This is a genomic window from Vibrio sp. 10N.222.52.C3, assembly GCF_041474195.1.
Lineage (GTDB): Bacteria > Pseudomonadota > Gammaproteobacteria > Enterobacterales > Vibrionaceae > Vibrio > Vibrio crassostreae_C.
The window spans coordinates 1-25,579 of record NZ_JBFRTQ010000075.1; the positions used below are offsets into that span (position 1 = coordinate 1).

General features: G+C 45.1%; 18 protein-coding genes and 1 pseudogene. 10 read left to right on the plus strand and 9 right to left on the minus strand.

The features are described 5' to 3' along the window. Positions 1-291: 291 nt before the first annotated feature. On the minus strand, positions 292-1,215 hold the full coding sequence (locus tag AB4517_RS12095) for a DUF2971 domain-containing protein (RefSeq protein ID WP_198591243.1): 924 nt from the start codon (positions 1,213-1,215) through the stop codon (positions 292-294). Between the two features lie 590 nt (positions 1,216-1,805). Here AB4517_RS12095 and AB4517_RS12100 point away from each other — a divergent pair. Continuing rightward, complete coding sequence (locus AB4517_RS12100; RefSeq protein ID WP_032546159.1) at positions 1,806-2,795, plus strand: calcium/sodium antiporter; 990 nt, start codon at positions 1,806-1,808, stop codon at positions 2,793-2,795. A 612-nt stretch (positions 2,796-3,407) separates the two neighbouring features. Here AB4517_RS12100 and AB4517_RS12105 read toward each other — a convergent pair. Together AB4517_RS12105 and AB4517_RS12110 are read right to left on the minus strand one after the other, a co-directional pair. Beyond that, positions 3,408-4,658 (minus strand): esterase/lipase family protein, encoded by a 1,251-nt coding sequence (locus AB4517_RS12105; RefSeq protein ID WP_372148423.1) that lies wholly within the window; start codon positions 4,656-4,658, stop codon positions 3,408-3,410. 157 nt (positions 4,659-4,815) lie between these two features. Beyond that, positions 4,816-6,053: pseudogene (locus AB4517_RS12110) on the minus strand (amidohydrolase family protein). 267 nt (positions 6,054-6,320) lie between these two features. On the opposite strand from AB4517_RS12110, the gene AB4517_RS12115 reads away from it, so the two are divergent. Then, on the plus strand, positions 6,321-6,809 hold the full coding sequence (locus tag AB4517_RS12115; protein ID WP_017068109.1) for a hypothetical protein: 489 nt from the start codon (positions 6,321-6,323) through the stop codon (positions 6,807-6,809). Between the two features lie 99 nt (positions 6,810-6,908). On the opposite strand, the gene AB4517_RS12120 is transcribed toward AB4517_RS12115, so the two are convergent. Next, the gene (locus tag AB4517_RS12120) at positions 6,909-8,657 is read right to left on the minus strand and encodes an amidohydrolase (RefSeq protein ID WP_372148406.1); all 1,749 of its coding nucleotides are present in this window, start codon (positions 8,655-8,657) and stop codon (positions 6,909-6,911) included. Positions 8,658-8,977: 320 nt separating this feature from the next. On the opposite strand from AB4517_RS12120, the gene AB4517_RS12125 reads away from it, so the two are divergent. After that, the gene (locus tag AB4517_RS12125; protein ID WP_017060193.1) at positions 8,978-9,496 is read left to right on the plus strand and encodes a lipocalin family protein; all 519 of its coding nucleotides are present in this window, start codon (positions 8,978-8,980) and stop codon (positions 9,494-9,496) included. A gap of 94 nt (positions 9,497-9,590) precedes the next feature. On the opposite strand, the gene AB4517_RS12130 is transcribed toward AB4517_RS12125, so the two are convergent. Next, entirely contained in the window at positions 9,591-10,205 is a 615-nt protein-coding gene (locus AB4517_RS12130; RefSeq protein ID WP_050634724.1) for a TetR/AcrR family transcriptional regulator, read from the minus strand. Positions 10,206-10,441: 236 nt separating this feature from the next. Between AB4517_RS12130 and AB4517_RS12135 the strand changes: the two genes are divergently transcribed. The 7 genes from AB4517_RS12135 (at position 10,442) to cyoE (ending at position 20,209) form a co-directional block, all read left to right on the plus strand. Next, positions 10,442-11,563, plus strand: coding sequence for an efflux RND transporter periplasmic adaptor subunit (locus AB4517_RS12135; RefSeq protein WP_372110962.1), 1,122 nt, complete (start codon positions 10,442-10,444; stop codon positions 11,561-11,563). Between the two features lie 8 nt (positions 11,564-11,571). Next, on the plus strand, positions 11,572-14,670 hold the full coding sequence (locus AB4517_RS12140; protein ID WP_372148407.1) for an efflux RND transporter permease subunit: 3,099 nt from the start codon (positions 11,572-11,574) through the stop codon (positions 14,668-14,670). Between the two features lie 750 nt (positions 14,671-15,420). Next, positions 15,421-16,317, plus strand: a complete 897-nt coding sequence (cyoA, locus tag AB4517_RS12145) for a ubiquinol oxidase subunit II (protein ID WP_372148408.1) — start codon at positions 15,421-15,423, stop codon at positions 16,315-16,317. Positions 16,318-16,322: 5 nt separating this feature from the next. Continuing rightward, entirely contained in the window at positions 16,323-18,410 is a 2,088-nt protein-coding gene (gene cyoB / locus AB4517_RS12150; RefSeq protein WP_017078918.1) for a cytochrome o ubiquinol oxidase subunit I, read from the plus strand. After that, the gene (cyoC, locus tag AB4517_RS12155) at positions 18,400-19,017 is read left to right on the plus strand and encodes a cytochrome o ubiquinol oxidase subunit III (protein WP_010439790.1); all 618 of its coding nucleotides are present in this window, start codon (positions 18,400-18,402) and stop codon (positions 19,015-19,017) included. Before cyoB ends, cyoC begins: the two co-directional genes overlap by 11 nt. Beyond that, positions 19,017-19,328 (plus strand): cytochrome o ubiquinol oxidase subunit IV, encoded by a 312-nt coding sequence (gene cyoD, locus AB4517_RS12160; RefSeq protein ID WP_004736302.1) that lies wholly within the window; start codon positions 19,017-19,019, stop codon positions 19,326-19,328. Before cyoC ends, cyoD begins: the two co-directional genes overlap by 1 nt. An 8-nt stretch (positions 19,329-19,336) precedes the next feature. Beyond that, entirely contained in the window at positions 19,337-20,209 is an 873-nt protein-coding gene (cyoE, locus tag AB4517_RS12165; protein WP_372148409.1) for a heme o synthase, read from the plus strand. Positions 20,210-20,286: 77 nt separating this feature from the next. Here the strand turns inward: cyoE and AB4517_RS12170 are convergent, their stop codons facing one another. The 4 genes from AB4517_RS12170 to AB4517_RS12185 form a co-directional block, all read right to left on the minus strand. After that, positions 20,287-20,775 carry a hypothetical protein gene (locus AB4517_RS12170; RefSeq protein ID WP_017060200.1) on the minus strand — a complete coding sequence of 163 codons (489 nt, stop codon included), beginning with the start codon at positions 20,773-20,775 and terminating at the stop codon, positions 20,287-20,289. A 155-nt stretch (positions 20,776-20,930) separates the two neighbouring features. Then, complete coding sequence (locus tag AB4517_RS12175) at positions 20,931-22,907, minus strand: alkyl sulfatase dimerization domain-containing protein (RefSeq protein WP_372148410.1); 1,977 nt, start codon at positions 22,905-22,907, stop codon at positions 20,931-20,933. Between the two features lie 310 nt (positions 22,908-23,217). Continuing rightward, complete coding sequence (locus tag AB4517_RS12180) at positions 23,218-24,207, minus strand: HlyD family secretion protein (RefSeq protein ID WP_372148411.1); 990 nt, start codon at positions 24,205-24,207, stop codon at positions 23,218-23,220. After that, positions 24,207-24,818 (minus strand): magnesium transporter, encoded by a 612-nt coding sequence (locus AB4517_RS12185; RefSeq protein ID WP_372148412.1) that lies wholly within the window; start codon positions 24,816-24,818, stop codon positions 24,207-24,209. Before AB4517_RS12185 ends, AB4517_RS12180 begins: the two co-directional genes overlap by 1 nt. Positions 24,819-25,579 lie beyond the last annotated feature (761 nt).

The window sequence follows — 25,579 nt, forward strand, 5'->3', positions numbered from 1 at the left end:
GAGTAATTAGGTAAAGACAAAATGAAAATTATAAACAAAACAAAAGAAATTCAGTCACAGATTATCGAGGCATTTGAAGCTCGCCATGCCACGAAAGTATTCGATCAAGAAAAATATAAAACATAGCACCTCAAATATGATAAATTTCTGCTAATAAAGTATCGTGCTACACAACGAGATCACTGATCTCAATGTTGCCATAAATATTGTGTTTGGCTACGCGCAACTTTAGATGAGCCAAGTTTTCATTTTTCCTAACCAGTTCCGTGATAGTAGATTTGTCAAATTCGCTCATACCGTAACCAAAAATGATAGATTCAAATGCATCAAACGGCATTCGTTTGAGGTTGATTTCAGGGTAGCTCTTAAGCATAGGGGACAGTCCATTAGGTAATTGAACGCAAAGTCTGGTTGTACTAATGGCCCTACTTTCTCTTCGCATAACATAAGAGGACATACAATTCGAGTTTCATCTTCAGAAGACCACTGTTTGGCTTTCGAATATAGCAGCCGTTCCGAGAGTTCAATTACATCAATACCATTGCTACTAAGAGATTGCATAACTCCTAATGGATTTCCTAAATCCGCAACATGGAAGTTTTTCAACGGAGCACCATTCATTCTCATCATACCTTTATAATATGTAAGAGAAGCTCTTTTATCTGGAGTATAACTAACATCTTTCGGGGGAAGTTGGTTGAAAAATGCATGATTCTCATTGAAAGTAACAGCTAGTCCCCTACCTTCACTAGCATAATGTGTCCACATAAGTTCATTTGTGTCAGACTTTGACAGGGATAAACCCCCTAACTGGCAGCTTAATGCCTCAACTAAAAATGAGTTAACTCTTCCAGCCGTTTTAGTCAGTTGCTCCCGATCATAATCTTCCATTGAGTTGAAGCCTTCTTGATCTAGCATATGCGGGAAATGGTCTCCATATCGAGAGCCACACGGTTTTAGGAAGAAGTTTTCTAATTCTTCATTTGATGGGACATAGGAAGGATCGGTTTGTATTTTATCATGTTCTTTTTTTGCCCATGCATAATCCGCTGGTGAAAGCTCATTAAAATATGGCCATAATCTCGCCTCACTTCCTTTATCATTAAGGTATTTAGGCTGAGTCATGCGAAATAAACCGTTTGATATAAATTCTACTCTTGGTGACCAACTATTGGTTCTATTATCGAAAACCAAACCATAATACTTTACAAGCATTAGTACTCTCCAGTCATGTAAGCCTACCTATGCGGCGCTGAGCTACCTTCCACACACATAATGCGCCATATTTTATATGCTTGCAATTTACAATCAGTCCGTCACTTGAATCAAAAATTCATGAATTAGAATGCAGTGAAGCTATTTAGAGCAACAGAAAACCATTACACACCTTCAGATAACTTTTCATAAGGCAAAGTCACACTAACAGGTGATGAATGAGTATTTACTCTGAATGGTTTTGGGGCACTTTCGAGTTAGAAAGTGCCACGGGTAAAAATTCAATCCGAGAAGCTTTTGGACAAAAGTGTGTCAACGGTTTTGCTAAATTAGCAAATTACGGATTAGTCTACGTACTGCAAATTGCTTTTCTAGCTCTATGCGTTTATAGTCTTCACCAGTTTGAGGGAGTAGCTATTTTGCTTTGCTAGCATTGCAAAAGGTTGTGTCAACATATTTGACCAGACGTCATGGTGCAACCAGTAGTTTTTAGTACCTACCCAGCGAGACTCGAACAACTTACACACTTTATGCGAGGGCTAAGTGTGGGGTTGTTCGTGTTTGTTATAAGCCCTCTGAATACTTATTCTATGACTGTTTTTTTACTCCCATCGTTAGCGTTATCAATCGGCTTAGTTTTAGTGGCATTCAGTGCAGATCGGCTTATTTCTGCATCTGCAACCTATGCCAAGCATTGCAACATATCATTGATTTTTATAGGTATGACTGTTGTTGCGTTTGGAACATCGGCCCCCGAATTACTCGTATCCGCCGTTGCTGCTTTAAATAATGCAGGAGAGTTGGCTGTAGGCAATGGTATTGGTTCTAATATTATTAATATTGGTCTTGTGCTTTCCATTGCTGTGTTAATGGCTCCCATCCAAGCTAACAAGCGCTTTATCAAAAAAGAGTTTCCGATATTGGCAGGATCAATGCTGATCTGTAGCGCACTGATGTCCACAGGAAAGCTAAATATTACAGACGGTCTATTATTGGTGATTTTTCTAGCCGTATACTGTTTCTATTTAGCTAAGTCCGTAAGACAAGGTGAGGTTTCTGAAGATGATCTCGAGTTCTTGCCATTAACTAAAAAACGAGCCGGGTGGGAAAGTTTAGTGATGTTGTTACTGCTGTTAACCTCATCGCGGTTAATGGTCTGGGGAGCGGTTAACTTGGCTCAACTAGCTGGTTTGAGCGAGCTTACCATTGGATTGACTATAATTGCATTTGGGACAAGCTTACCCGAGCTAGCCGCAGCGATTGCTGGAGTACGAAGAGGAATGTACGACATTGTATTTGCTACTGTAATCGGCTCGAATATTTTCAATTTATTGGGTGTAATCGCTATACCTTCGATATTAGGCAAAGAGTTAATCATTCCAGATCAAGTTTTTAGCCGAGATGTCCCTTACATGATTCTTTTAACAGTGGTATTAGGTGGCATGCTCACTGTTCCCTTACTTAAATCACAATCATCGAGTACGGAGCGGGCCGCTTACAGTATTCATCGCTTGGGTGGTGGTTTGCTATTGATGATATTCATATTTTATTTAGCGACAGTCGCTCATTCAATTATTTAGGCTTTTCAAGAACATGGTAGCAAAATCCTCCCACCTAGTAAGTTGACAGAGTTAACTCACTTTTATCCCCCTTCCCAACGGTTGCTGCTGTTGGGGGGATCTTTTCCAATATAGATCTTTCCATTCGGGCATGAGATCTTACTGTAAACAGATTCAGGTTCAACGTCACCTACGTGCATACCAGATTTTAGCATTAGAAATCTTTGGTCGATCTCAGCAAGCTAGTTTAGCGAAGAGCATCAACTCTAAGTAGAAAAGGGGCAAATCCGTGTTAGTCCTACTAAAAATCCCCTCCTAGCCTCCCCTTAATCAGTATCTACAATCCATTGTGGTTCGTAGAAAGGGGAGGAACTGAATACAGATCGTTACATGTGCAGTTACACATTCAGCGCTAAAGAAGGTTCTCCCCCTCGGTCGTCAATCTAGAGGGGGGATAAACTTAATTGGAGGGGGAGTTAGAGGGGGTGGGTGTTCGAAATCAGCCCGAACGCACAGGATATCAATGCTCTCAATTCAGAAAAACATTACGCTTCACCCAAAAGATTGGAATGCCTAAGCGTTCCAATTTTAATATCTGATTTACCTACGCCGCCTAGTGCACCGAATCATAAATCAATGTGCTTCTTCAGCTCTTAACCAAAACTCGGACAGGTCTTCAAAAAGGTCATCGTTATCTAAGATGCTCAAACGGGTTTCGTTGTAGCCGAGGATTTGTGACGCGTGGAGTTGGGCTGGGCGCGACAATTGGCTTGATAAATTGATCACACCATCGTTGCTGTTGGTATTAAATAGGTCGCCCGAGTTATAACCAAAGGCTAAAAAGTGGGGAATGTGAATCTTACTGCTGTCAATTAATAAGTCAGCGATAAATTTCCCGTCTGGATTTAAATCAACGCATGCCGGCATTACTACGGGAGAGTACTCGACCCCTTGTTTAGCAGACTCGACACCACCAAACGGCGAAGATATGGTGGCTACGCTGCTTACAAAATCGCATAGCTGCCCAATACGGCACTGGCGAAGACTGTTGGTGGCGACAAGCCCGCCCATACTATGTGCCACAACATGTAATTGTTGGATTTTGTATTCCGTTAACACCGTGTGCATGAGGTTATTCAGGCCTTTGGAGTTCAAAGCCAGAGACAAGCCTGAAGAATAGTTAAAGACCCAGATCTGATATTTAGATTGGTCGACTTTTTCAATCAGTGGGGCAAAATCTAACGCAGTGGCGTTGATGCCATGCACAAACAAGATCGGGATTTTGTTTGGGTCGAACTCTGACAGAAAGTAGAGCCCAGCGTTATCTTCGAGCAAAAAGGTCAGCGGCTGCCACATGCCGAGTTTGCCATTTTTTCTGTCAAAAGGTGGAGCTTCCAAGCTCACGACTGTGCCTATGTCGATCAAATCCAATTCGATTTTTAACAGTGAAGATAGTGAACGATCAACAAACGCTCTTGGGGCTTCACTCTCATTAACCGTTAGTGAGACTTCTATTGTTGATCTGTCTTGGTGATCACGTAGGTTGATTACACTGAAAGCTTCATCGGCTTGTAGGGTAAGGTCTTGATTCTTATCTTCAAAGATAAGTAGGTAGTGGATGTTATTCGATACATGTAAGTGAATACTGTCACTGTCTATGATGCCATCGTAGCCATCAACCTCGCCTTTGTTAATGTCTTTGATTTGTTCAATCACCACGGCAGAACCGGAGGCATGTTGATTCAAGGTAACCATGTATTGATTGGTTGTGGAGTCGATGGCTTGTATCTCATTAGATAGATTTCTAAAGTTACCGCACCCTGACAGCAGTGAACTGAGTAATAGCACTGTGCTGATTAAGCGTGCAGTAAGTAATAGCTTCACTCTAATTTCATCCTTATCCCACCCCGATTTATCCATAAATCAATAACCTGAGTTTAATAGTAGCAATAAAACAGCGCTTAATAAAAAGGCAAGCAAACGACTATAAAGTTCGCTTGCTTGCCTGAGAGGTTTCATTACTTAGTGAGTATATTGAACACTAAAGCGTGTTTTTATATACCTTGCCGTCTTTCATGATCAGTTTTTGTGTCTCTGTGTTTGCCACACAAGCAACACTTTCCAGTGGGTTGCCATCGATGATCAATAAGTCGGCATACACGCCTTCAACGATCTGACCTAACTTGCCTTCTTGGTATGGGTGTTGGTAGGTCGACATTTCGAACAAGCGACCACAGTTTGATGTCGCCATGCGAAGCGCGGTGATGGTATCGAATACTTGCTCAATCGCACCAAGTTCATTCAATTGTGTCGCGTGAACGTTGGTTTCACCTACACAGTCAGTGCCAAAATCGATGTTCTGGATGTCGTATTTCTTAATCAATTCTGCCGACTTGAACATGGCTTTACCCACGCGCTCTGTTTTGCGATATGTCTCTTCGTTTGGCAGTGGGATCTTACGCTCTGCAATCAATGAAGAGGTAAAGTAAGACGGGATCACCCAGATACCTTTCTCTTTAATTATCTCGGCAATGTCGTCGTCCATGATAGTCGCATGTTCGAATGACATCACGCCCGCTTCAGCGGCTCGGCGCAGCGACATAAGTGCCGTAATCTGAAGCGGCATCAACCGCAGCTTTCATCTCTTCAGATGTGAACTGCAATGTGTCTAGCGGATCAAACGTTGAAGATGCGCCACCACCCGCCATGATCTTGATTTGGGATGCGCCCATAAATAGCTGTTCGCGAACCGCTTTTAAGACTTCTGAACGACCATCTGCCACTTTCATTGCGCCAAGCTTCCTCATAGGTGAGTCTTCATGGCCGTTTGCTAAACGCTCTTGTGCTTGGTTTTGACGGTAATCGGAGTGACCACAGGTTTGTGAGATAGCTGCCATTGAAGGCAGAATACGTGGGCCAGTGGCATAGCCGTTGTCGATACTGGTTTTTAAGGCCAAGCGTGTTACCTGCTACATCACGAATGGTGGTAAAGCCACGCATTAACATCTCTTCAGAAATCTTTGCTGAGCGAATCGCCACTTCTTCACGCGTCATGGTATCAATGACATTGAATGGTGCAGATAAAGTGTTATGAACGTGCGCATCAATCAGGCCTGACATGACCGTGCCACCTTGAGCATCAATCGTTTCATCGGCAATCGTTGGGTCAATCTCTCCAATCTGAGTGATCAAGTTATCTTCGATGAGGATTGATACGTTCTCGATTAAGTTGTTATCAACACCGTTAATTACGTTCGCGTTAGTGATTAGTTTTTTCATAACCTGCACCTTTTGGAAATGAGTGTGTGTCGCTGATGGAGTCATCTTATGGGGCGCAGCATTTGAAGAATGGCCATTTGGTGACAGTGATGAATTGGGCGTGTTTTTGCTATTGCTATAAGAGAGGCAAAGGGGATTTTTGTCGAATCATTAATTTGAGGAATGAATGTTGGCGATGTCATGAAATGGTAAGTTTTGCTTCGATTCGAACGCTAAGATGTATTTCAAATCAAGGCGACTTATCAAATTAGATTAGAGAGAGACAGAATGACTAAATCAGACAAAGTTTACGGGTTCAACACACCACAACGTCTATTCGTAGGTTACACGTTAGCCGTGCTAGTGGACTTAGTAGTGCTTAACTTCTTCGATGAGTACTGGGACTTCGTCAACATTGAGTCTTTCACTATATCTTTGATTGCGGCGTTGTTGTTGCAGCTATTATTGAAGCTCTCTATTGGTTTAGAGCACAAGATTGCTGAACACTTCAAAAGCAAGCCGGGCACTGCACCTAAGGTGTACCGAGCAATCACCACTTACATTATCTTGGTGGGCTCAAAATTCGTGATGCTAGAAGCGATTAACCTTCTGTTCGGAGATAAGGTGAGTTTTACAGGACCTTGGGGCGGCGTGGTTGCTTTCTTCGCTGTGGTATTTACGATTCTGGTTGCTGAAGTGATTGTATCGAAGATCTACTTTGCTCTGGATGACAAACAAGATTCACATGTGAAAGCGCTTAAAGAGACCAACGCGTAACAGAACTAAAATACAGATGTGAATAACAGACGAGCCAGTTGAATAAGCTGGCTCGTTTTCGTTTGAGTTGCGATAACCAATTCGATACGCGAATTGGCTCTATTTTTCGTAAACCACGTTCCCGCGTAACACCGTCATCAACACCTGAGTTTTGGCGATTTGTCTTGCTGACACTGTGGTGATGTCGCGGTCGAGAATGGCGAAGTCAGCGGATTTTCCTACCTCAATAGAACCTGTTACATCTTCAATCCCAAGACTTTTGGCGGCATTGAGCGTGTAAGCGTCGATGGCGGTATAGATATCGGTTAGGCCGGTTTTGCCCATGATTAAGCTGTTCGCGATGCCGACCAATGGGTTGATGTCGTGTACGTTCCAATCACTGCTTAAGGTGATATTGGCGTCGGTCTTGAGTATTGCATCGAGGTTCATCATGGCTTTGGCACGGCGAGCACCAAGGAAAGCTTCGGCCCATTGGTGTTGATGCCTTGCAACGTAATCAGAGCCAACTTGGAAATCTGCAGTTACATCTAACTGGCGAAAGCGTGGCACATCTTCATCATTGATTAATTCGACATGGGTTAGGGTGTAGGGTTTGGTTGAACCTTGTTTGCGAATACTTTCTATCGCATCAAGAGATTCACGAACCGCTCCATCACCAATCGCATGAATGTGGGCGCTAAAGCCGATTTTCTCGAGCGCAGTTAACCATTCTTTCATTTGTTCTGGCGGAATATAGTTCAAGCCATTAGGAGACTGGGGTAGATAAGTATCTAAGTAGGGTGCGAGTGTTTTGGCGGTGCCATTGATAAAGATGCCATCACTGTACATTTTCACCTGATCGACAAGTAACAGATGGCTTTTATCGTCGGAATGCATTTTCTCAAAGACTTCTAATTGAGAAGACATCACCATCGATGGGTACACCCAAGGGCGTAGCGATACTCGCGCCGTTAAGTCTTGATTTTGCTCGGCCTCTAGCCAAACGTCATACCAACCTCGTTTCCAATACATGCGACCGTCGCCAATGGTGGTGATGCCGTGGGTTGCCGCTTCCTCAAGCCCGAACATTAAGCCTTGGTAGCTTTGCTCAAACAGTTCACTTTGGCTATTCCAAGCCATCTCCATCACTTGATCGCCAGCATTGTCTAGCAAGATGCCATTGAGCTTGCTGCTGTCTTGGTCTTTTAAATAAACACCGCCTTGTGGGTCTGGAGATTGTTGGCTGATTCGAGCGATTTTTAGTGCTTTTGAGTTGACCCACATCGAGTGTGAAGTCTGCTCCATAAGCACCACGGGGCGATTAGGGAAGACACTGTCGATGATCTCTAGTGGCGTGTAGTCAGAGTCGCTATCGAGCGTCGCTTCCAAAGAAAAACCATAGCCCATAAGCCAACCTCTGCCATCGGTATCAGCATTGATCTTACACGCTTCTAAGTAGGGGATTTGCTCTTCTAACGTTGCTTCAGAGTCGAGTTCACAATTGCCACCCAGCTCTGAGGCGGCTTCAAACACATGGTTATGGTTATCAATAAATCCCGGAAGGACAAAGGCATTGTCTAAATCAATGACATCAGTGCTTTGCCCTTGAAAAGTTTGCGCCTGTGATTGGTTACCAATGAAGATGATCTTGCCTTTGTGGGTAACGATCGAGTCCGACTCACGATGCCCGTATATATCAGCATTGATAAAGATCTGGTCAGCACTTTGGTTATGAACAGATGTTTGCGCTTGAACTGGTGTTTGTGTTTGAACAATAGTGTTGGCTTGTGCAAGCACCGGCGCTACGGCCGATAAGCTTGTGAGTAATGCTATCCATGCAGTACGTGGCAGAGTGAGCTTGTTATTCATTATTATGTCTTCCATGTTCCACGGTTTAGTAAGTATAGAAAGCGAGTGGCGAGAATCATATCGTGAATTTTTAATAATAAAGTGTCCTTGGTTGCTCTCTTGTTTGAATGTAATTCCAGTGCCTTTTGAGGTGGTTGTGGGAATACAGCTCGTCAATAAAGGATTGCGAATCCATTCGCAGACTAAACAATTCACATAAGGTTCTGAATAAATTACAGTTAAGTGAGCTATAAAAATGGATTTAACGTATTACCAAGGATGTAAGTTTATGTTTTCAAGAGACTTACTCGCATTACTAATAAAAACAAGTCGAGGTTAGGATGAAAAAAATATTATTGCTGCTTAGCGTGATCTTATTGGGTGGTTGTGTTGGCATGCCCGAAACGGTAAAGCCTGTTCAACAGTTTGAGTTGGAACGATACCTAGGGAAATGGTACGAAGTGGCTCGTTTGGATCACTCGTTTGAGCGTGGCTTAGACAACATCAGCGCTGAATACAGCCTTCGTGATGATGGCGGCGTGAAGGTGATTAACCGTGGTTATTCGGCGGAAGAAGGTGAGTGGAACGAAGCGGAAGGAAAAGCGTACTTCGTTGAGGGCTCTGAACAAGGCTATTTGAAAGTGTCTTTCTTTGGCCCTTTCTACGGCGCTTATGTCGTGTTTGAATTAGACAAAGAGGGCTACCAATACGCGTTTGTTTCTGGGCCCGACACTGATTACTTATGGCTACTCGCAAGAACGCCTGAAGTCGCACCAGAAGTGATGGAGAAGTTTAAAGCCATGTCGAAAGAGCGTGGCTTCAATACCGATGAGCTGATCGTTGTGGAACATACCCAATAAACCGATCGCTGTTATTGCTGAGAGTGACTGATGATTGATAAGGCACAGAGGATGAATTTCTCTGTGCCTTTTTTATTCAAAGATAGAGCTACAATTAACGAGGCTGGTTGCCGTTCAAGAATAGCGCGACACATTCGCGAGTGTAGTGAAGCCTTTCTTCTTCAGATTCTCCGCTGTCGTGTCCGAAGAATCCCCAATACGCCGATTTGCCGTGAAACATCAGCAACAGTTGGCGTGCTGCAATGACTGGCGAGCTTGATGTCGACAGTGTGAGATCACCAGAGTCTATTTTCGACTGCAAATAATCAGCAAGTAATTTGGTGGTTTTCTGAGGCCCAGTTTCTAAATAGATAGAGGCGATCTCTGGGTGCGTGTTGGATTGGCTCACAGCATTTTGAAAGGTCTGTCTGGACTGCTCATCAAGTAACAAATCTTGAAACTTCACACCAAACTTCACCAATTCGTCTTCCAAAGTGGCATTCATATCAAAAGCAGAAGGGCTGAGTTCGCGCTCGGCACACTTAGTTTGCATGCAGGTTTCGAAAAGCTCGTCTTTGTTTTTAAAGTGAGAGTAGACCGTTTGCTTGGAAACGTTCGCTGCTTTGGCTATTTGATCCATATTGATCTTGAAGCCATGTTCAGAGAAAAGTTGGCTGGCTGCGGTTAAGATCTGCGATCTCTTCTGTTCACTCTTGATGATTTTTGTCACGTGCTTGCTTCTCGTTACTTGGTGTTGGGTCGTTACCTAGCTTGTCTCTTTGCTTAGTGCCTATTGATACTCCGCTATAGGTGTCTCATTTGGCGCTAAGCATTATGCTTTTTGTGATGGTTTTATCAAACACTAACCATGAAACTTATTTTTAACATAATCAAACTAGACAGTCTAGTTTGGTTTGGTTAGTCTAAAAAAAGAACATAATTGAGTACCGCATAGGAACAGGAAGTATGTATAAATTGATGAAGGGAAGCGCAGTAGCAGTGGCGTTGTCGACTCTTCTTGTCGGGTGTGGTGAAAATACACAAGCCGAGACAGCATCCGATGCAGATAATGCTGCAGTGGAATCGAGTAGTGCAGCGTCGACAGTCTTAACAGTAGAAACTGTCGCTTTGGAACGCTCTCCATCGTATGCGGTACAGCGTGAATATGTCGGTGTGGTAAAGGCCGGGCAGCAGGCGAATTTGGGTTTTGAATTGGCGGGTAAGGTCAATGAGATTCTGGTGGATGTCGGTGACACAGTCACAACGGGTCAGCCATTGATCCGATTGGATACTCAACTTTTGGAAACCGAGTCTAGCCAACTGAAAGCGCAGGCTGAAGAAGTCAAAGCTCAATTGAGTTTGGTGGCAGCGAACCTTAAACGTCAACGTTCATTGAAAGCGAAAGGCTTCAGTGCCGAAGCGGAGATTGATTCTCTCACCAGTGAGCAACGCGTATTGCAGGCGAACTTGTTGCGCATCGATGCATCGGTAAAAGGCAACGAACTGAAATTGGTGAAGTCGACAGTGCTTGCGCCTTATTCTGGAACCATCGCGACGCGCTTTGTTTCGCTCGGAGATGTGGTGAATGTGGGTAATCCAACTCTTACACTGCTCGCTTCTGAGGGCAAAGAGGCCTTCATCGGTATTCCTGCTCACCAAATGCAAAAAGTCACCTCACTTTCTTCGCCTAACATCCGAGTTGGGAGAACAGATTATGCCGTGGAGCTATTGAATCCCGGCGCAATGGTCGACACCCAATCTCGCAGTGTCGGTTTGCGTTACCTATTCCCTGAACAATCATCGGTATTGGAAGGGCAACTTGCCTACCTTAAATTTGATGAACAGATTGATGACTCAGGTTACTGGGTGCCATTAACGGGTTTGATTGATGGATTGCGCGGTGTGTGGAACATCTTTGTGATTGGTGAAGACAATAAGGTTGAACGTAGAAGTGTTCAGGTGTTGTTTGCCAACAATCAACAAGCGTACGTGAGTGGGGCGATTGAAGACGGTGAACAGGTCATCGCCAGTGGTTTACATCGCTTAGTTCCGGGCCAAATCGTGAAACCAGTCAGTGCGGCTGAGTAGGTAATAGTATGAAAATAATAGAGACTATTTCCAACACTCGACTGCTTATCTTGATGACCGCGCTGCTGATGGTGAGTGGTATTTCGGCGTTCATGACGTTGCCACGCGCAGAAGACCCTGTCATCATCAACCGTTACGCCAACATTACCACCAGTTTCCCCGGTGCCAGTGCCGAGCGTGTTGAAACCTTGGTTACTGAGGTGATTGAGAACAAGCTGCGTGAGCTGAGTGAAGTTAAACTCGTGAGCTCAACCTCAAGGCCGGGCGTGTCTATTGTCACGCTAGAATTGAATGACACCATCACCGAGCCAGAGCCGGTTTGGTCGCAAGCTCGTGACAAACTGTCTGATATCGAATCCATTTTACCTGCGGGTTCTCATTCTCCCGATCTCGACAGTGACCACACCTACGCTTTTACCACGATTACTGCGCTGACTTGGTCTGGTGCCGGTGAGCCTGACCGACTAACGCTTGGCCGTTATGCCAAAGAGCTCGCCAAGCGACTAAGAACTTTGTCGGGTACTGAATTCGTTGATGAATACGGGATGCCGCAAGAAGAGATTCAAATCAGTTTACGTACGGCCGATGCCGCTGCTCTAGGGCGTTCAAGCGCCAATATCGCTGAATCGCTCGAAGGGGCAGACGCCAAGAACTCGGCGGGTGAACTGGTCAGTGCTTATTCTCGCTTTGGCTTAGAAATTAAATCTGAACTGGATTCCATTGAACGCATTAAGCAAGTGCCAATAGCCACTGATAGCAAAGGTCACATCATCCGTATGGAAGACATTGCTTCGGTGAAACGTGGTGAGAAAACCCCACAAGACCAGATTGCTATTGTTGATGGTGAGCCGGGTGTGATTGTCGCGGCAAGAATGCACCCTGATCTGCGAGTTGATAACTGGACGTCGCGAGCTAATGCTCTGATTGGTAAATTTGAGCAAGAGTTACCAAGTAACGTTAAGGTGACCGTGCTCTTTAATCAGCAAGGTTATACCGAAACTCGCTTAGACGATTTAGGCAAAAGCTTGATGATCGGTTTCGGTCTGATCTTGATTGTTCTGTTTGTCACTTTAGGCGTGCGTGCCGCGATCTTAGTCGCCATTTCTCTGCCGTTAACCTCATTATTGACCCTGTCGATCATGAAAATGACCGGTGTTCCGATTAACCAAATGTCGGTGACGGGCCTAATTGTGGCGCTCGGAATCATGGTAGATAACGCGGTGGTGATGGTCGACACCATTCAAGCTTACCGCCTGAAAGGACAACATCGAGCCGAAGCAACCATGAATGCGTTGAAACATTTATGGGTGCCGCTACTGGGGTCAACATTAACCACGGTATTGGCGTTTGCCCCGATCATTCTGATGCCGGGCGCATCGGGTGAGTTTGTGGGAGGAATTGCGATTACCGTTTCTTTCTCGTTGATCGGTTCTTACATCATTTCGCACACCTTGATTGCGGGCTTAGCGACTAAGCTACTGCCGAAACAACTCAGTGATGTCGACAAGAAAGGTCAGCACCATTGGTACATTACCGGTTTGAGAATTCCGGCTTTGACGCGTTGGTTCTCGTTTTCTGTCCGCTTTGGTGTCACGCATCCAATCATCACGATTACTCTGGTGTTATTGGTACCGTTTACTGGTTATTGGAGTATGTCTCAGCTGACTGAGCAATTCTTCCCGCCATCAGACCGAGACATGTTTGAGATTCAGGTTTACATGCCGCCGCAAGCGAGCATTTATGCCACTAAAAATACCTCTGAAAAAATCGACGATATCATTCATCGTTACCCCGAAGTCGAGCGTATTGACTGGCTAGTAGGAGCGAACTTCCCATCGTTCTATTACAACCTGCAAGCAAGGCAAAATAACGCGCCGTACTTCTCACAAGCGATGGTGAAAACAGAAAATTTTGATCAAGCCAATGCGCTAATTCCAGAACTTCAAAAGGTGCTAGATAAAGAAGTACCACAGGCGCAGATCTTGGTGAGAAAGCTCAACCAAGGGCCTCCATTTACCGCGCCCGTTGAACTGCGTGTGTATGGTGAAAACCTTGATACGTTGAAAGCGATTGGTGAGGATGTGCGCTTGATTCTGGCAGGTGTTCCTCATGTGACTCACACAAGGGAAACACTGCAACCGGGGACACCTAAGGTGTGGTTGAAGGTTGATGAAGACACCGCAAAACTTAACGGGATTTCACTCAATCAGTTTGCGGGCATGTTGCAAACGACGCTGACTGGTCGTGAAAGCGGCTCTGTTATTGAGGGTAGTGAATCGGTGCCAATTCGTGTTCGTGTCGCGGATGACGCGCGTGAGGATCTTTCGCACCTGAGTAATATTCGTTTGCCGATCAGTTCAGATGTCTACTCAACCGGTATCAATGTGTCGACTCTGGCTGAGCTTGAACTGACGACCAGTCGTGGTGCGATTACCCGTAGAAATGGGCAACGTGTGAATACCATCGAGGGTTATATTGAAGCGGGTGTCTTACCTCAAACCGTACTTAATGAATTCCAAAAACGCTTAGCAAGCTATGAGATGCCATCGGGTTACACCATTGGTTTTGGTGGCGAATCCGCTGAACGAGACAATTCAGTCAATAGCCTGATCTCGAATGTCGCCGTTGTGGTGGTATTGATGGTTTTGGTGGTGGTGATGTCGTTCAACTCGTTCCGAATGAGTAGTATCATCTTCATGGTAGCAGGATTGGCTGGTGGGCTAGGGCTGTTGTCGGTATGGATCTTCGGTTATCCGTTCGGCTTCACGGTGATCATCGCCATGCTCGGGATTGCGGGCTTAGCGATTAACGCCGCCATCGTGATTTTGACCGAATTGAAACTCGATAAGCAAGCCTCATCAGGCAATGTGGATGCGGTGGTAGAAGCTGTGATGTCGTGTACTCGTCATATCAGCTCGACCACGATTACAACCGTTGGTGGCTTTATGCCGTTGATTATTGCAGGTGGCGGTTTCTGGCCTCCATTTGCAGTCGCGATTGTCGGCGGTACAGTATTAACCACTCTTATCTCGTTCTACTTTGTGCCTGTGGTTTATCATTTGATGACTAAAAATCAGCGTAAAACCGTCGTCGAACCAACAGCATAATCTCTCTCTTAAAGACGATTACTCCCCTCCCTTGAGGGGAGTAATACCCGTTTAAAACATCTCTTAATACCCAAAAATCGGCTTTTTATCTTCATCTTTGCCCGTTTTTTGCTGCACCTAACTGGCATTATTATCAATGAAAAGCAGTGTGTTATTCGAATATCTAATGGGTTTCTTTCTCTAGTGATGTCTTTTGTAAATACCTTTGAAATCGTATGTGAATTCATAAATTTGACGATCGTAACACTTTGCTTAATTCGCTCTTTCTAATGTAATCAATCATTATTGTTTTTGCTGCGTGTTTACTTTTCTCTCTTCCGTTTCGCCTTAATCCTTTCCGCACATGGCTCGACTCGTGTGGCACGCCTATATCGTGCGTCTGAATTGCATCAATTTCCCATATCTCACTTTCATAACTGGAAGGTTAGTTTCCAAGTTTGTTTGGTGAGCTTTCAATTTCAACTCATCATAATGCGCCAAATGTAACAATGTATTTCAAAGTGTAACAATTAAGTCATATTTTTTGTGTGGTTTTAACCGTGCGGTAATGTTTCGGCTGCGAAGCACTGTCGTTTTAACTTGTCAGTTCAACTGTTCAACTGTTCAACTGGCGACTGTTCAAGATAGTGGCTAATTCCGTTTCGCTTTGAGATGCGGCGTTTCACATGCTCAACACATAAATATTCTAATGATCATGACAACCAGTACTCAGACGTTCGTTCTGAGGCTGGATAACCATCGAGAAAGTTAATGGAAGCTTCAAGATATAAACGCATTTTATCGAGGACAAATTTGTCGAAGATTGGTTTGCTGGGAACCGTTCTGATGCTCGAAGGATGTAACTCCGCATTGCTCGACCCAAAAGGTAGCGTTGGCGTTCAGGAAAAAGAGCTGATTATCACGGCTCTGTTGCTGATGTTGATTGTCGTCATCCCAGTGATTCTGATGACCATCTACTTTGCTTACCGATACCGCGAGAGCAATACCACGGAAGAGTATGCACCTGACTGGGCACACTCAACCAAGATTGAAGTGGTGGTATGGACGATTCCAATCATCATCATCGCGATTCTAGCCACCATCACTTGGCGAACAACACACGAATTAGAGCCTTCCAAGCCTCTGGTGAGTGACGTTAAGCCTATGGTGATCGAAGTGGTCTCTCTGGACTGGAAATGGCTGTTCATCTATCCGGAGCAAAACATTGCGACGGTTAACTATGTTGCGTTCCCGAAAGATGTTCCGGTGACGTTTAAGCTGACTTCAGACAACATCATGAACGCATTCTTTATCCCGCGTCTTGGTTCGCAGATCTACGCGATGCCGGGAATGGTGACCAAGTTGAATTTGATTGCAAACCACGAAGGTGACTTCAAAGGCTTTGCATCGAACTACAGTGGCAAAGGGTTCTCACAGATGAAATTCACCGCATCAGCTCTGCCTGATCAAGTGGCGTTTTTAAACTGGGTGGAGAAAGTGAAAGCAAGTCCTGATCGTATTGAAGATTGGGAGCAGTTCCGTTCATTGGCCGCGCCAAGTGTGGCTGAACCTGTGATGCTGTTTTCTAGTATCCCACCATTTTTATTCACTGATGTCGTGACCCAGCACCCTGGTTCAATGAACTGTCTGCCGGAAACCCAAGGATAATCGTCATGTTTGGAAGATTAACTCTAGACTCAATTCCCTACCACGAACCCATTATTTTGATCACCTTAACCATGATCGCTTTAGTGGGTAGTTTAGTGGTGTATGCGGTAACAAAAGCCGGTAAGTGGCAATACCTTTGGAATGAATGGTTTACGTCTGTAGACCACAAAAAACTAGGCTTCATGTACATTGCGGTCGCGATGGTGATGTTAGTTCGTGGCTTTGCCGATGCGGTCATGATGCGCAGTCAGCAATTGCTTTCTGCAGCTGGTGAGACTGGCTATTTACCGCCACATCACTACGACCAAATCTTCACGGCTCACGGCGTGATCATGATTTTCTTCGTAGCGATGCCTCTGGTTATCGGCTTGATGAACATCATCGTGCCGCTGCAAATTGGCGCTCGTGATGTTGCATTCCCTTATCTGAATAACTTGAGCTTCTGGCTGTTTGTGGTGGGTATTATCCTAACCAACATGTCGCTTGGCTTGGGTGAGTTTGGCCGTACGGGTTGGTTGGCGTATCCGCCGCTGTCTGGTATTGAGGCGAGCCCGGGAGTCGGGGTCGATTATTGGATATGGGCACTGCAAATATCCGGCGTTGGTACCACGTTAACGGGTGTGAACTTCTTCGCGACCATTTTGCGCATGCGTACTCCATCTATGCCAATGATGAAGATGCCAGTGTTCACTTGGGCATCTCTGTGTGCCAACATCCTGATCATCATCTCTTTCCCAATCCTAACGGTCACCATCGCGTTACTGACTTTGGATAGATACATCGGCACGCACTTCTTCACCAATGACCTTGGTGGCAACGTGATGATGTATGTGAACTTGATTTGGGCATGGGGACACCCTGAGGTGTACATCCTAATCTTGCCTATCTTCGGTGTGTTCTCTGAAGTAACTGCAACCTTCTCTCGTAAAAAACTGTTTGGTTATACCTCGCTGGTATGGGCGACGGTGGCTATCACTATTTTAGCGTTTGTGGTTTGGCTGCATCACTTCTTCACCATGGGGTCTGGCGCCAATGTGAATGCCTTCTTCGGCATCGCGACCATGATTATCTCTATCCCAACCGGGGTTAAGATCTTCAACTGGTTATTCACCATGTACAAAGGTCGTATCCGCTTCACCACGCCAATGATGTGGACAGTGGGCTTCCTAATCACCTTCACCGTTGGTGGTATGACGGGCGTATTGATGGCGGTTCCGGGTGCGGATTTCATTCTGCATAACTCGGTATTCCTGATTGCGCACTTCCATAACGTAATCATCGGTGGCGTCGTCTTCGGTTGTTTTGCTGCGATTGGCTACTGGTTCCCGAAAGCGACCGGCTTCACTCTGAACGAGCTTTGGGGCAAACGCGCATTCTACTGCTGGATCATCGGTTTCTTGATGGCGTTCTTGCCGCTTTACGCTCTTGGTTTTATGGGCATGACGCGTCGTTTGAGCCAAGACATTAACCCTGAGTTCTTCCCACTACTGGCGGTTGCGGCTGCAGGTACGGGCGTGATTGCGATGGGTGTGGTGTGTCAGTTTGTTCAGATTTACGTGAGTGTTCGTGACCGCGACCAAAACCGAGATCTAACCGGTGACCCGTGGGGCGGACGTACCTTCGAATGGGCAACATCGTCACCACCACCGTTCTACAACTTTGCAAAACTGCCTAAGGGCGATGAGATCGATTCGTTCTGGTATCAAAAGCAAAGTGGCGAGTTTGACCCAACTCAGGAAGAAGAATACGAACGTATTCACATGCCGAAGAACACACCGACAGGCATTTATGTGTCTGCATGGGCGTTGGCATTTGGCTTCGCAATGATCTGGTACATCTGGTGGCTAGCGGCTGCAAGCTTAGTGGGCATCGTGGTGACGTGTATTCAACACAGCTACAACGACGATGTGGACTACTACGTGGAAGTTGAAGAGATCAAAGCGATAGAAGCGGCTCGACGTGCGCAGCTTGCAGAAGCGAAAAAACAGTCAGTGAAAGGCGATCATTCTGGTCGTGGTAACAGCGCTGACAGTGATGCTGATAGTGGTAATAACGACAATAAAGATGACTTGGAGACGACGTATGCAAGCTAATACTCCGTCACACACTTATGATCTTGCACATTCGCATGATCATCACCACGAAGCTGCGGGCAATAAGTTGTTTGGCTTCTGGGTTTACTTGATGAGTGACTGTGTCCTGTTTGCCACGCTTTTCGCGACTTATGCCGTGCTTGAGAGTGGATCAATTGCAGGGCCGACAGGTAAAGACATCTTTGAACTGCCGTTCGTGTTTGTCGAAACCATGATGCTGCTGTTCAGTAGTATCACATTCGGTTTTGGCATGATTGCGATGAAGCGCAAAGACGTGACCGGACTGAAGCGCTGGATCAAAGTGACTTTCGTATTGGGCTTAGCCTTTATCTGTATGGAAGTGTATGAGTTCCATCATTTGATTGCAGAAGGTTATGGCCCTCAAGAAAGTGCATTCCTTTCTGCGTTCTTTACCTTGGTTGGCACACACGGTTTGCACGTAACGTTTGGTCTGATTTGGATGGCGGTGGCTTATCACCAGCTTTCAACCAAAGGTTTGAACGACAACATGTCGATGCGCTTCCAGTGCTTGAGCTTGTTTTGGCACTTCCTTGATATCGTTTGGATTTGTGTATTTACCATCGTGTACTTAATGGGGGTGATGTAATGGAACAGCATCTAGACAGTGGTGCAACGGATTATGTGAAAGGCTTTATAGCGTCACTGATTCTCACCATTATTCCGTTCTACATCGTGTGGGCGCATGTGTTACCAAGCACAGAAACGTACGTGATCTTGTTCGGCTGCGCGCTGGTGCAAATCTTTGTGCACTTTAAGTACTTTCTACATATGGAAGCGAAATCTTCCGATGGGCGTTGGAACTTGGTGTCACTGATGTTTACCGCCATTGTTGTATTGATTCTTATCGCTGGCTCGGTATGGATCATCTACAACATGAACGTTAACATGAAGTTGTAGGCTAGGGTATGCTGAAAAGATATCTGTCTATCACCAAACCGGGCATCATTTTCGGCAACCTGATTTCTGTTGCGGCGGGGTTCTTCCTCGCCGCAAAAACAGAACCAGCCAGTGCGATGTTGTTACTGACAACATTAGCGGGTGTGGGACTTGTGATTGCATCAGGTTGTGTTGTGAACAACATCTTTGATCGAGACATCGACCAAAAGATGAAGCGCACACAAAATCGAGAATTGGTTCAAGGAAACATCAATACAGATGTAGCGTTCGTCTATGCCTTGGTTTTACTGCTAGCAGGCACAGCGCTGCTGTTTCAGTTCGCTAATCCGATCTCTGCGGTCATGGTGTTGCTTGGCTATGTGTTTTACGTCTTTTTCTACACCATGTGGTACAAGCGTACATCGGTGTACGGCACTTTAGTCGGCAGTATTTCGGGCGCAGTTCCGCCATTGGTGGGTTACTTGGCGGTGACTAATTACATCAGCCTTGAAGCGGTATTGTTGTTTGTGATGTTCTGTTTATGGCAAATGCCACACTCGTACGCGATCGCGATGTTCCGGATACAAGATTATCGAGATGCAGGCATTCCCGTGTTACCGGTGAAAGAGGGCGTCGACAAAGCACATAAACACATGAAAGCCTATGTAGTAGCGTTTGGCGCAGTTGCTCTGGCGTTGTTCTTACTCGGAGAGGCGGGTTATGAATACCTAGCGGTGTCGGCGGCCGTTTGCTTTATGTGGACCAAAGTGACATTCCGCAAGGTCGATTGCCTCAACTACATTCAGTGGTCAAAGACCGTTTTCAAGGTCTCTCTGCTGGTGGTGATGGGCATCAGTGGCGTACTAGGGCTCGAACTGATTCCGCTGCCTACGCTTTTTTGATTTAAGTTTGTCGTTGAACCCTCAATGTTCTGAAGTCCGAGGGTTTGACGACTTTTTATCTGTCCCGCTTTAAGCTATTACCCTTCAAAAATATCACTAAGCCAATCTTCAAGCTGCTCTCGTTTGTCTTGAGGGCCATTGATTACCACTAATCCATTCAGTGTCGCTTGATCCCAAGAGATCGTTCCGTTCGCTAATGCATCGAACACGTCGAGCTCTGTAATAAGCAATAAATCGTTCTCTGTCGGCAAAGTGTCTCTTCCTGAAATGTTCACGCCTTTTTCAATGCTGATTTGGCTGTAGTGACCTTTAATCGCTTCAAATAAGTTGAATTCAATCTTACTCGGATGCGCCTTTGCGAGTGCTGACTTTATCGAAAACAGTTTGAAATGATCCGGTTTATCTAGGTTTCCGAACTCGTCATCTTGCCTTGCTGTGATGACATTGCCAAATACCTCCAGTGAACCGGGCTCTGTCACTAAACTAAATCCGGTTTCTTGGTGTAATCCGCAAGCTAATACCAGAGAAGAACTGAGTGAAAGCAAAAGAACAAAACGTTTTAGCATGTGTGAACCTTAAAAGAAGCAGGGCAGTTTCCTTACTCCAACAATAGACCTAGATCGTTGAGTTAAGGTTGCGAACTGTACCAATAAATAAACGATAAAGGGACCACAATGGGTCCCTAAGTTATCGACTCGCCATCCTTAGCAGCCTTTGATTATTAGCGAACGATGAGCATGATCTCTTCTGGAGTCATTGGCTTATCGAAGTAGCTCATGAATTGACCGAAGCCTTTGATGTCGCCATTCGAGAACTTGAATGCACCAGACTGTAGGTTAGTACCAATCACTTGTTGAGCGTTTGGACCCGCAATCAATATTTGGTTCAGTACGGCACGAGTAGTGTCGATTTGAACGTCTGCACCTTTCACTGCTTCTTCGTGTAACTGAGCAATACCGTTACGGATTTCGATAGTGAATGCTTCGTTCGTATCAGAGAAGTTGTACGTTAGCATCATGTTTACGTCTAACGAGTTTTCTGCGATAAGCGTTGAGGTCATCATGTCGAAGATCTGCTTGCTTGGTAGTGCAGTAAGAACGTCAACAGAAGCGAAGCTGATCATGTTAGAGAAGTCACGTTTGTTCTCTAGTTCAGCCGCCGCGTTGAGCGCCCAGTTACGCCAGTTGATGTTCACTTGGTCTGCAGCCCATGCTTTGTAAGCTTGTGCTTTCATCTCACGAGCTTCCATATCTTGCTTGTTTACCGTGATTGGGTAAGAAAGAATTTCTGCTGCAAATGTGTAGTTCTCAGCCTTAATTGCTGCTTGTGCAGTCGTAAGGATGTTGTCACGACCGCCCATGATCTCTACGAATGCTTTAGCGCGTTGCTCGTAAGCCATTGGCTCTAGCTGCCATGGATCCGCTTCGAAGAAACCGTTGTAACCTACGTAAATCTGACGCACGGCGTGTGCAACAGTACCGTAGTGTTCACCTAACCAAGGGTGTTCTGCAAGGTGCTTAGGAAGTTTAACTACTTCAACTAGCTCGTCTGGCGTCATACCTTTGTTCATGTAACGGATAGTTTGATCATGAGTGTATTGAATCGCATCACGGTAAGCCGTTAGTACGTCAGCTACTGCTTCTTTACCTTCAACAGGACGACCGTGAGAGTTAATCATGATCTCAGTGTCGAACTTACGCATTACGTCGATGCCCTTGAACCACATTGATGGGTCACGGAATTTAGTACCACGGATGGTGTGAAGGTTAGGGAAGTTCTCACCTTGAAGTACTTCAGCCGCGTGCAGGATTTTCTGGTCTGGGAAGTAAACCACTAACTCATCTTTAGTTTCAGATGGCACGTTCTCGATGTGCATTTTCACGCCAGAAATTTCGATTTCGATGTGGCTTTGGCTTGGTACAAGCAGGTTTGGTTCGATGAACGAGATAGCACCTTGCATGAAGCGTGGACCAAGGCCGTCGTTTACTGTGCCGTGCTCGCCTTCTTCTACGTGCTTAGCACCTGTGTAAGAAGTACGGTGACCAAATAGAGTACCTAGGTTTGAAGACCAGTTAGCCACTGCAGCGGTTAGGCCTTCTTCAGCGATGATTTTTACTTCACCTGATGCCACTTCTTCGTCAGTCACCCACGCACGCACACCAGAGATGTGGTCGATGTGGTTGTGAGAATAAATGATTGCTTTAACCGGCTTGTCGGTGATTTGACGGAATTGCTCTTTAACCGATTGAGCCATTTCTACCGACTCGCCTGGATCAACAATGATGATGCCGTCCGTACCTTCAATCATGACGGGTGTATCTAGACCGAAACCGTAACCAAGATATACGTTGTCATCTACTTTGATGATTGCTTGGTCCATTTTACGACCATGCTTGGTGAGGATTGGGTGAACATGGTCAGACTCAGCAGTGTAAGCTAGAGAATCGCCTGTTTTAGAAACAACTTGAATACGTTCGCCTTTTCCCCAGAACATGTTTGATTTGTGTTCGAATAGAACCTCGCTCTTGTAGCGAGCATCAAGATCAATGTTTTGGTATTGCGCAGCATTTGCCGTCTGAAGTTCTTGGCCGACTTTCGATGTCGCTTCTACAGTTGGCGTTGCAGATGCAAAACCAGAAGCAAGTAGAGTGCTCGCAATAGCAACAGGAAGCGCCATTTTTTTGAATGTATTAGTCATGGTAGTGACCTTATATTTGGATACAGGAATTGGATTTCTTGAGCCAAATGATAGAGGTGGGGGAGGTCGCTATCTACGCGCTAATAATATTTCAATCTATCGTTTTTTCGATGATTTGTTTGATAAACGATTGTATTGGCGATTAATTTTGATCTAAATCAATTAGTAAATGAGCTTGCAACAGATACAAAAATGCCCTGAAATTCAGGGCATTTGTTTTACAATTAGTCGCTAGTTCATGAGTGGCTGTGATACGAGTGAATAACAGCCAAATCATTGAATATTTAATTGCTTATCAAGAGCTAATCGTTTACCAAGCACCTAAGTATGACTTGTAAGATTGTAGGCGAACCGTTGCTGCACCGATTACATCGATGAAGCCCCAGAACGGATGTGGCTTCTCAGCTGAGATCCAAGCCGCGCCAGTTGCACCAATAGGGATGTTGTAACCTTCTGGTTCAATGATCTCAAGTACGATAGTACGACCTAAACCATTGCCGTTTCTTACCACGTGTTGACCGACGCTTTGTGGCCCCTGAAGTGGAGAAATACTCGACTCACCGGTACCGGCATTAAAGCTGTGTACTTTTGCTCGGAACACGTGGCCTGGGTATGCATCAACGAAGAACTCAGCGAAGTCTCCTACTTGAACATAGCCATAAGTTTGGTCTGAAATACGCATCTCAAGAAACTTTTTGCTGGTGTTGTAGAGGTGCATGTTACCCATGACAGAACCTTCAGCAATATTCACTATCGATACCTGACCATCAAACTCAGCTCTAATGGTCTTTTTCTCTTGCGCCCAATTTACTTTTTGTAAATCGGCTTTTAACGACACCAGTTCAGCATGCAGCACTCGAAGATCAGAGTCGTACTTTTCTACGTCACGCATATTGAAAATTTCAGGTGACGTTTCAGCACGCTCTAAATCGCGATCCATCTGCTTGATTTGTTCTTCTTTCTGAACAATTGAAGATTCGATCTTGGCTTTATCTGCGGCAGAATTGATGTCGACGAGAGTGTAGATTATGTCGCCTTCTTTAACCATTTGGTTGTGCTCAACAAGCACTTGGTCGATCTGCTGGCCAAAGATCGGTGACATTACCGCGTGTGGTGCTTTCACTGTGGTTGAGTTGGTTAGATCAACGGGTGCCCACAAGCGAGAGATTACCGCTAATACCGCAAGAATCGTTACGCCACCAATGGCAGCCCATGTGTAGTTCTTGAAGTTCTTCTTAAGTGCGCCTGTCGCAAACAGTGACCATACAATTAGGATGTATGGAATCATCATCTCTTTCATTATGCGACCTCTTTTTCTGTAGCGGATGGTGTTGTTGGAGTCTTTTCTTCTGAAGCCTGTTCTTTTGAAGATTGCTCTACTGAAGACGGCTCTGTTACCGGTTGTTCAGGTGATACGTGGACTGCGGCTGTCTCTGTATTGGTCGCGTCTTGTTTAGGCTGAACACCACGGCGAATCACATCACTCAGTGATTGACCAATATGTTTCCAGTTCGCCAATGCGATAACCAATGCGATAACCCAGAATGTTTTGCTGATGAAGAGTCCGCAAAGTGACAGTGCAAACACGATTTGAACGTGAGCGCTTTTGTGCTCTTTTGCTTTATGCACACCCAGTTCATGCAACTGCCACATGCCGTAAACACCGGCTAAAACCACAGCAATGGTCACTGAGAACAAGTAACCAGAGAAGGACTCCATCTGGAAGAAGTTCATCATCATTTCATTGGGGTGGTTGTTGAACTGAGACATGTCGATGTCTTTAGAGTGGATTGTGCCTAATGGTGCAAGCGCCCATGCACCAGCAAACATCACTGCCATAAACAGACAGAATTTGACCAAGACCATCACAATGGCCCAGATTTTCTGGAAAATGATTTTTATAAAGTTCATATCTCAACCTAAATAGGGAGAGAGAAAGTGCAGCCTTGGTAAAAGACTTTTAGAAGACATCTGAAAGAGGTGTTGAACTCACGTAACCGTATAGACCTACTGAGTCAAAAGTACTAGATGACAATTAAAAATCGCTTTGACCACGTAGACAACGCATTCTCGCGAATAGAGTGTTAAAAACACCTGGCGAAATCATTCTTAAGTAACGTCTACCATTGATAGGTTCGTTTGCTGCATTGGGTTTTAAGGCCGTCTTCCGTGATGTGTGCAACACCATCATCTACACATTTTTAGGTTTTCTGTTTAGGTTAAGAATTGATTTGTTGGCGAAATAATAGGAAGTGTAACTGGTGCTATCTACGCATTATTGCGATATTGAATTATCGTAATTACGATGAATTGAGTGGTTGCTTAAACGTGAGGTGGGTTTATTTGAACAGGCTCAAACTCGGCTTATAAAATATGTCTATTTAATTAGCCTGGATCATAGAAGTGGCTATAAAAGTATCAATAAGGCAGGACGGAAATATTGAATACTCCGACCAGTCTAGGGTGAGTTTGGGTGGATTAAGCGTTACTGGCACAGCGAAGAGATTTAGATTCCAATCTGGCGAATGTGGCAGCTATTCGAAAGAGTGAGTTGTTCTGACATTTTTGCTCTTTACCATATGATGCTTCCTTCTCAGTTTTGTTTTCTCAATGAGCATCCGTTGTTTCATTCTATCGCTTTTACGATAAGATAATTAAATCTATCGCCAAAT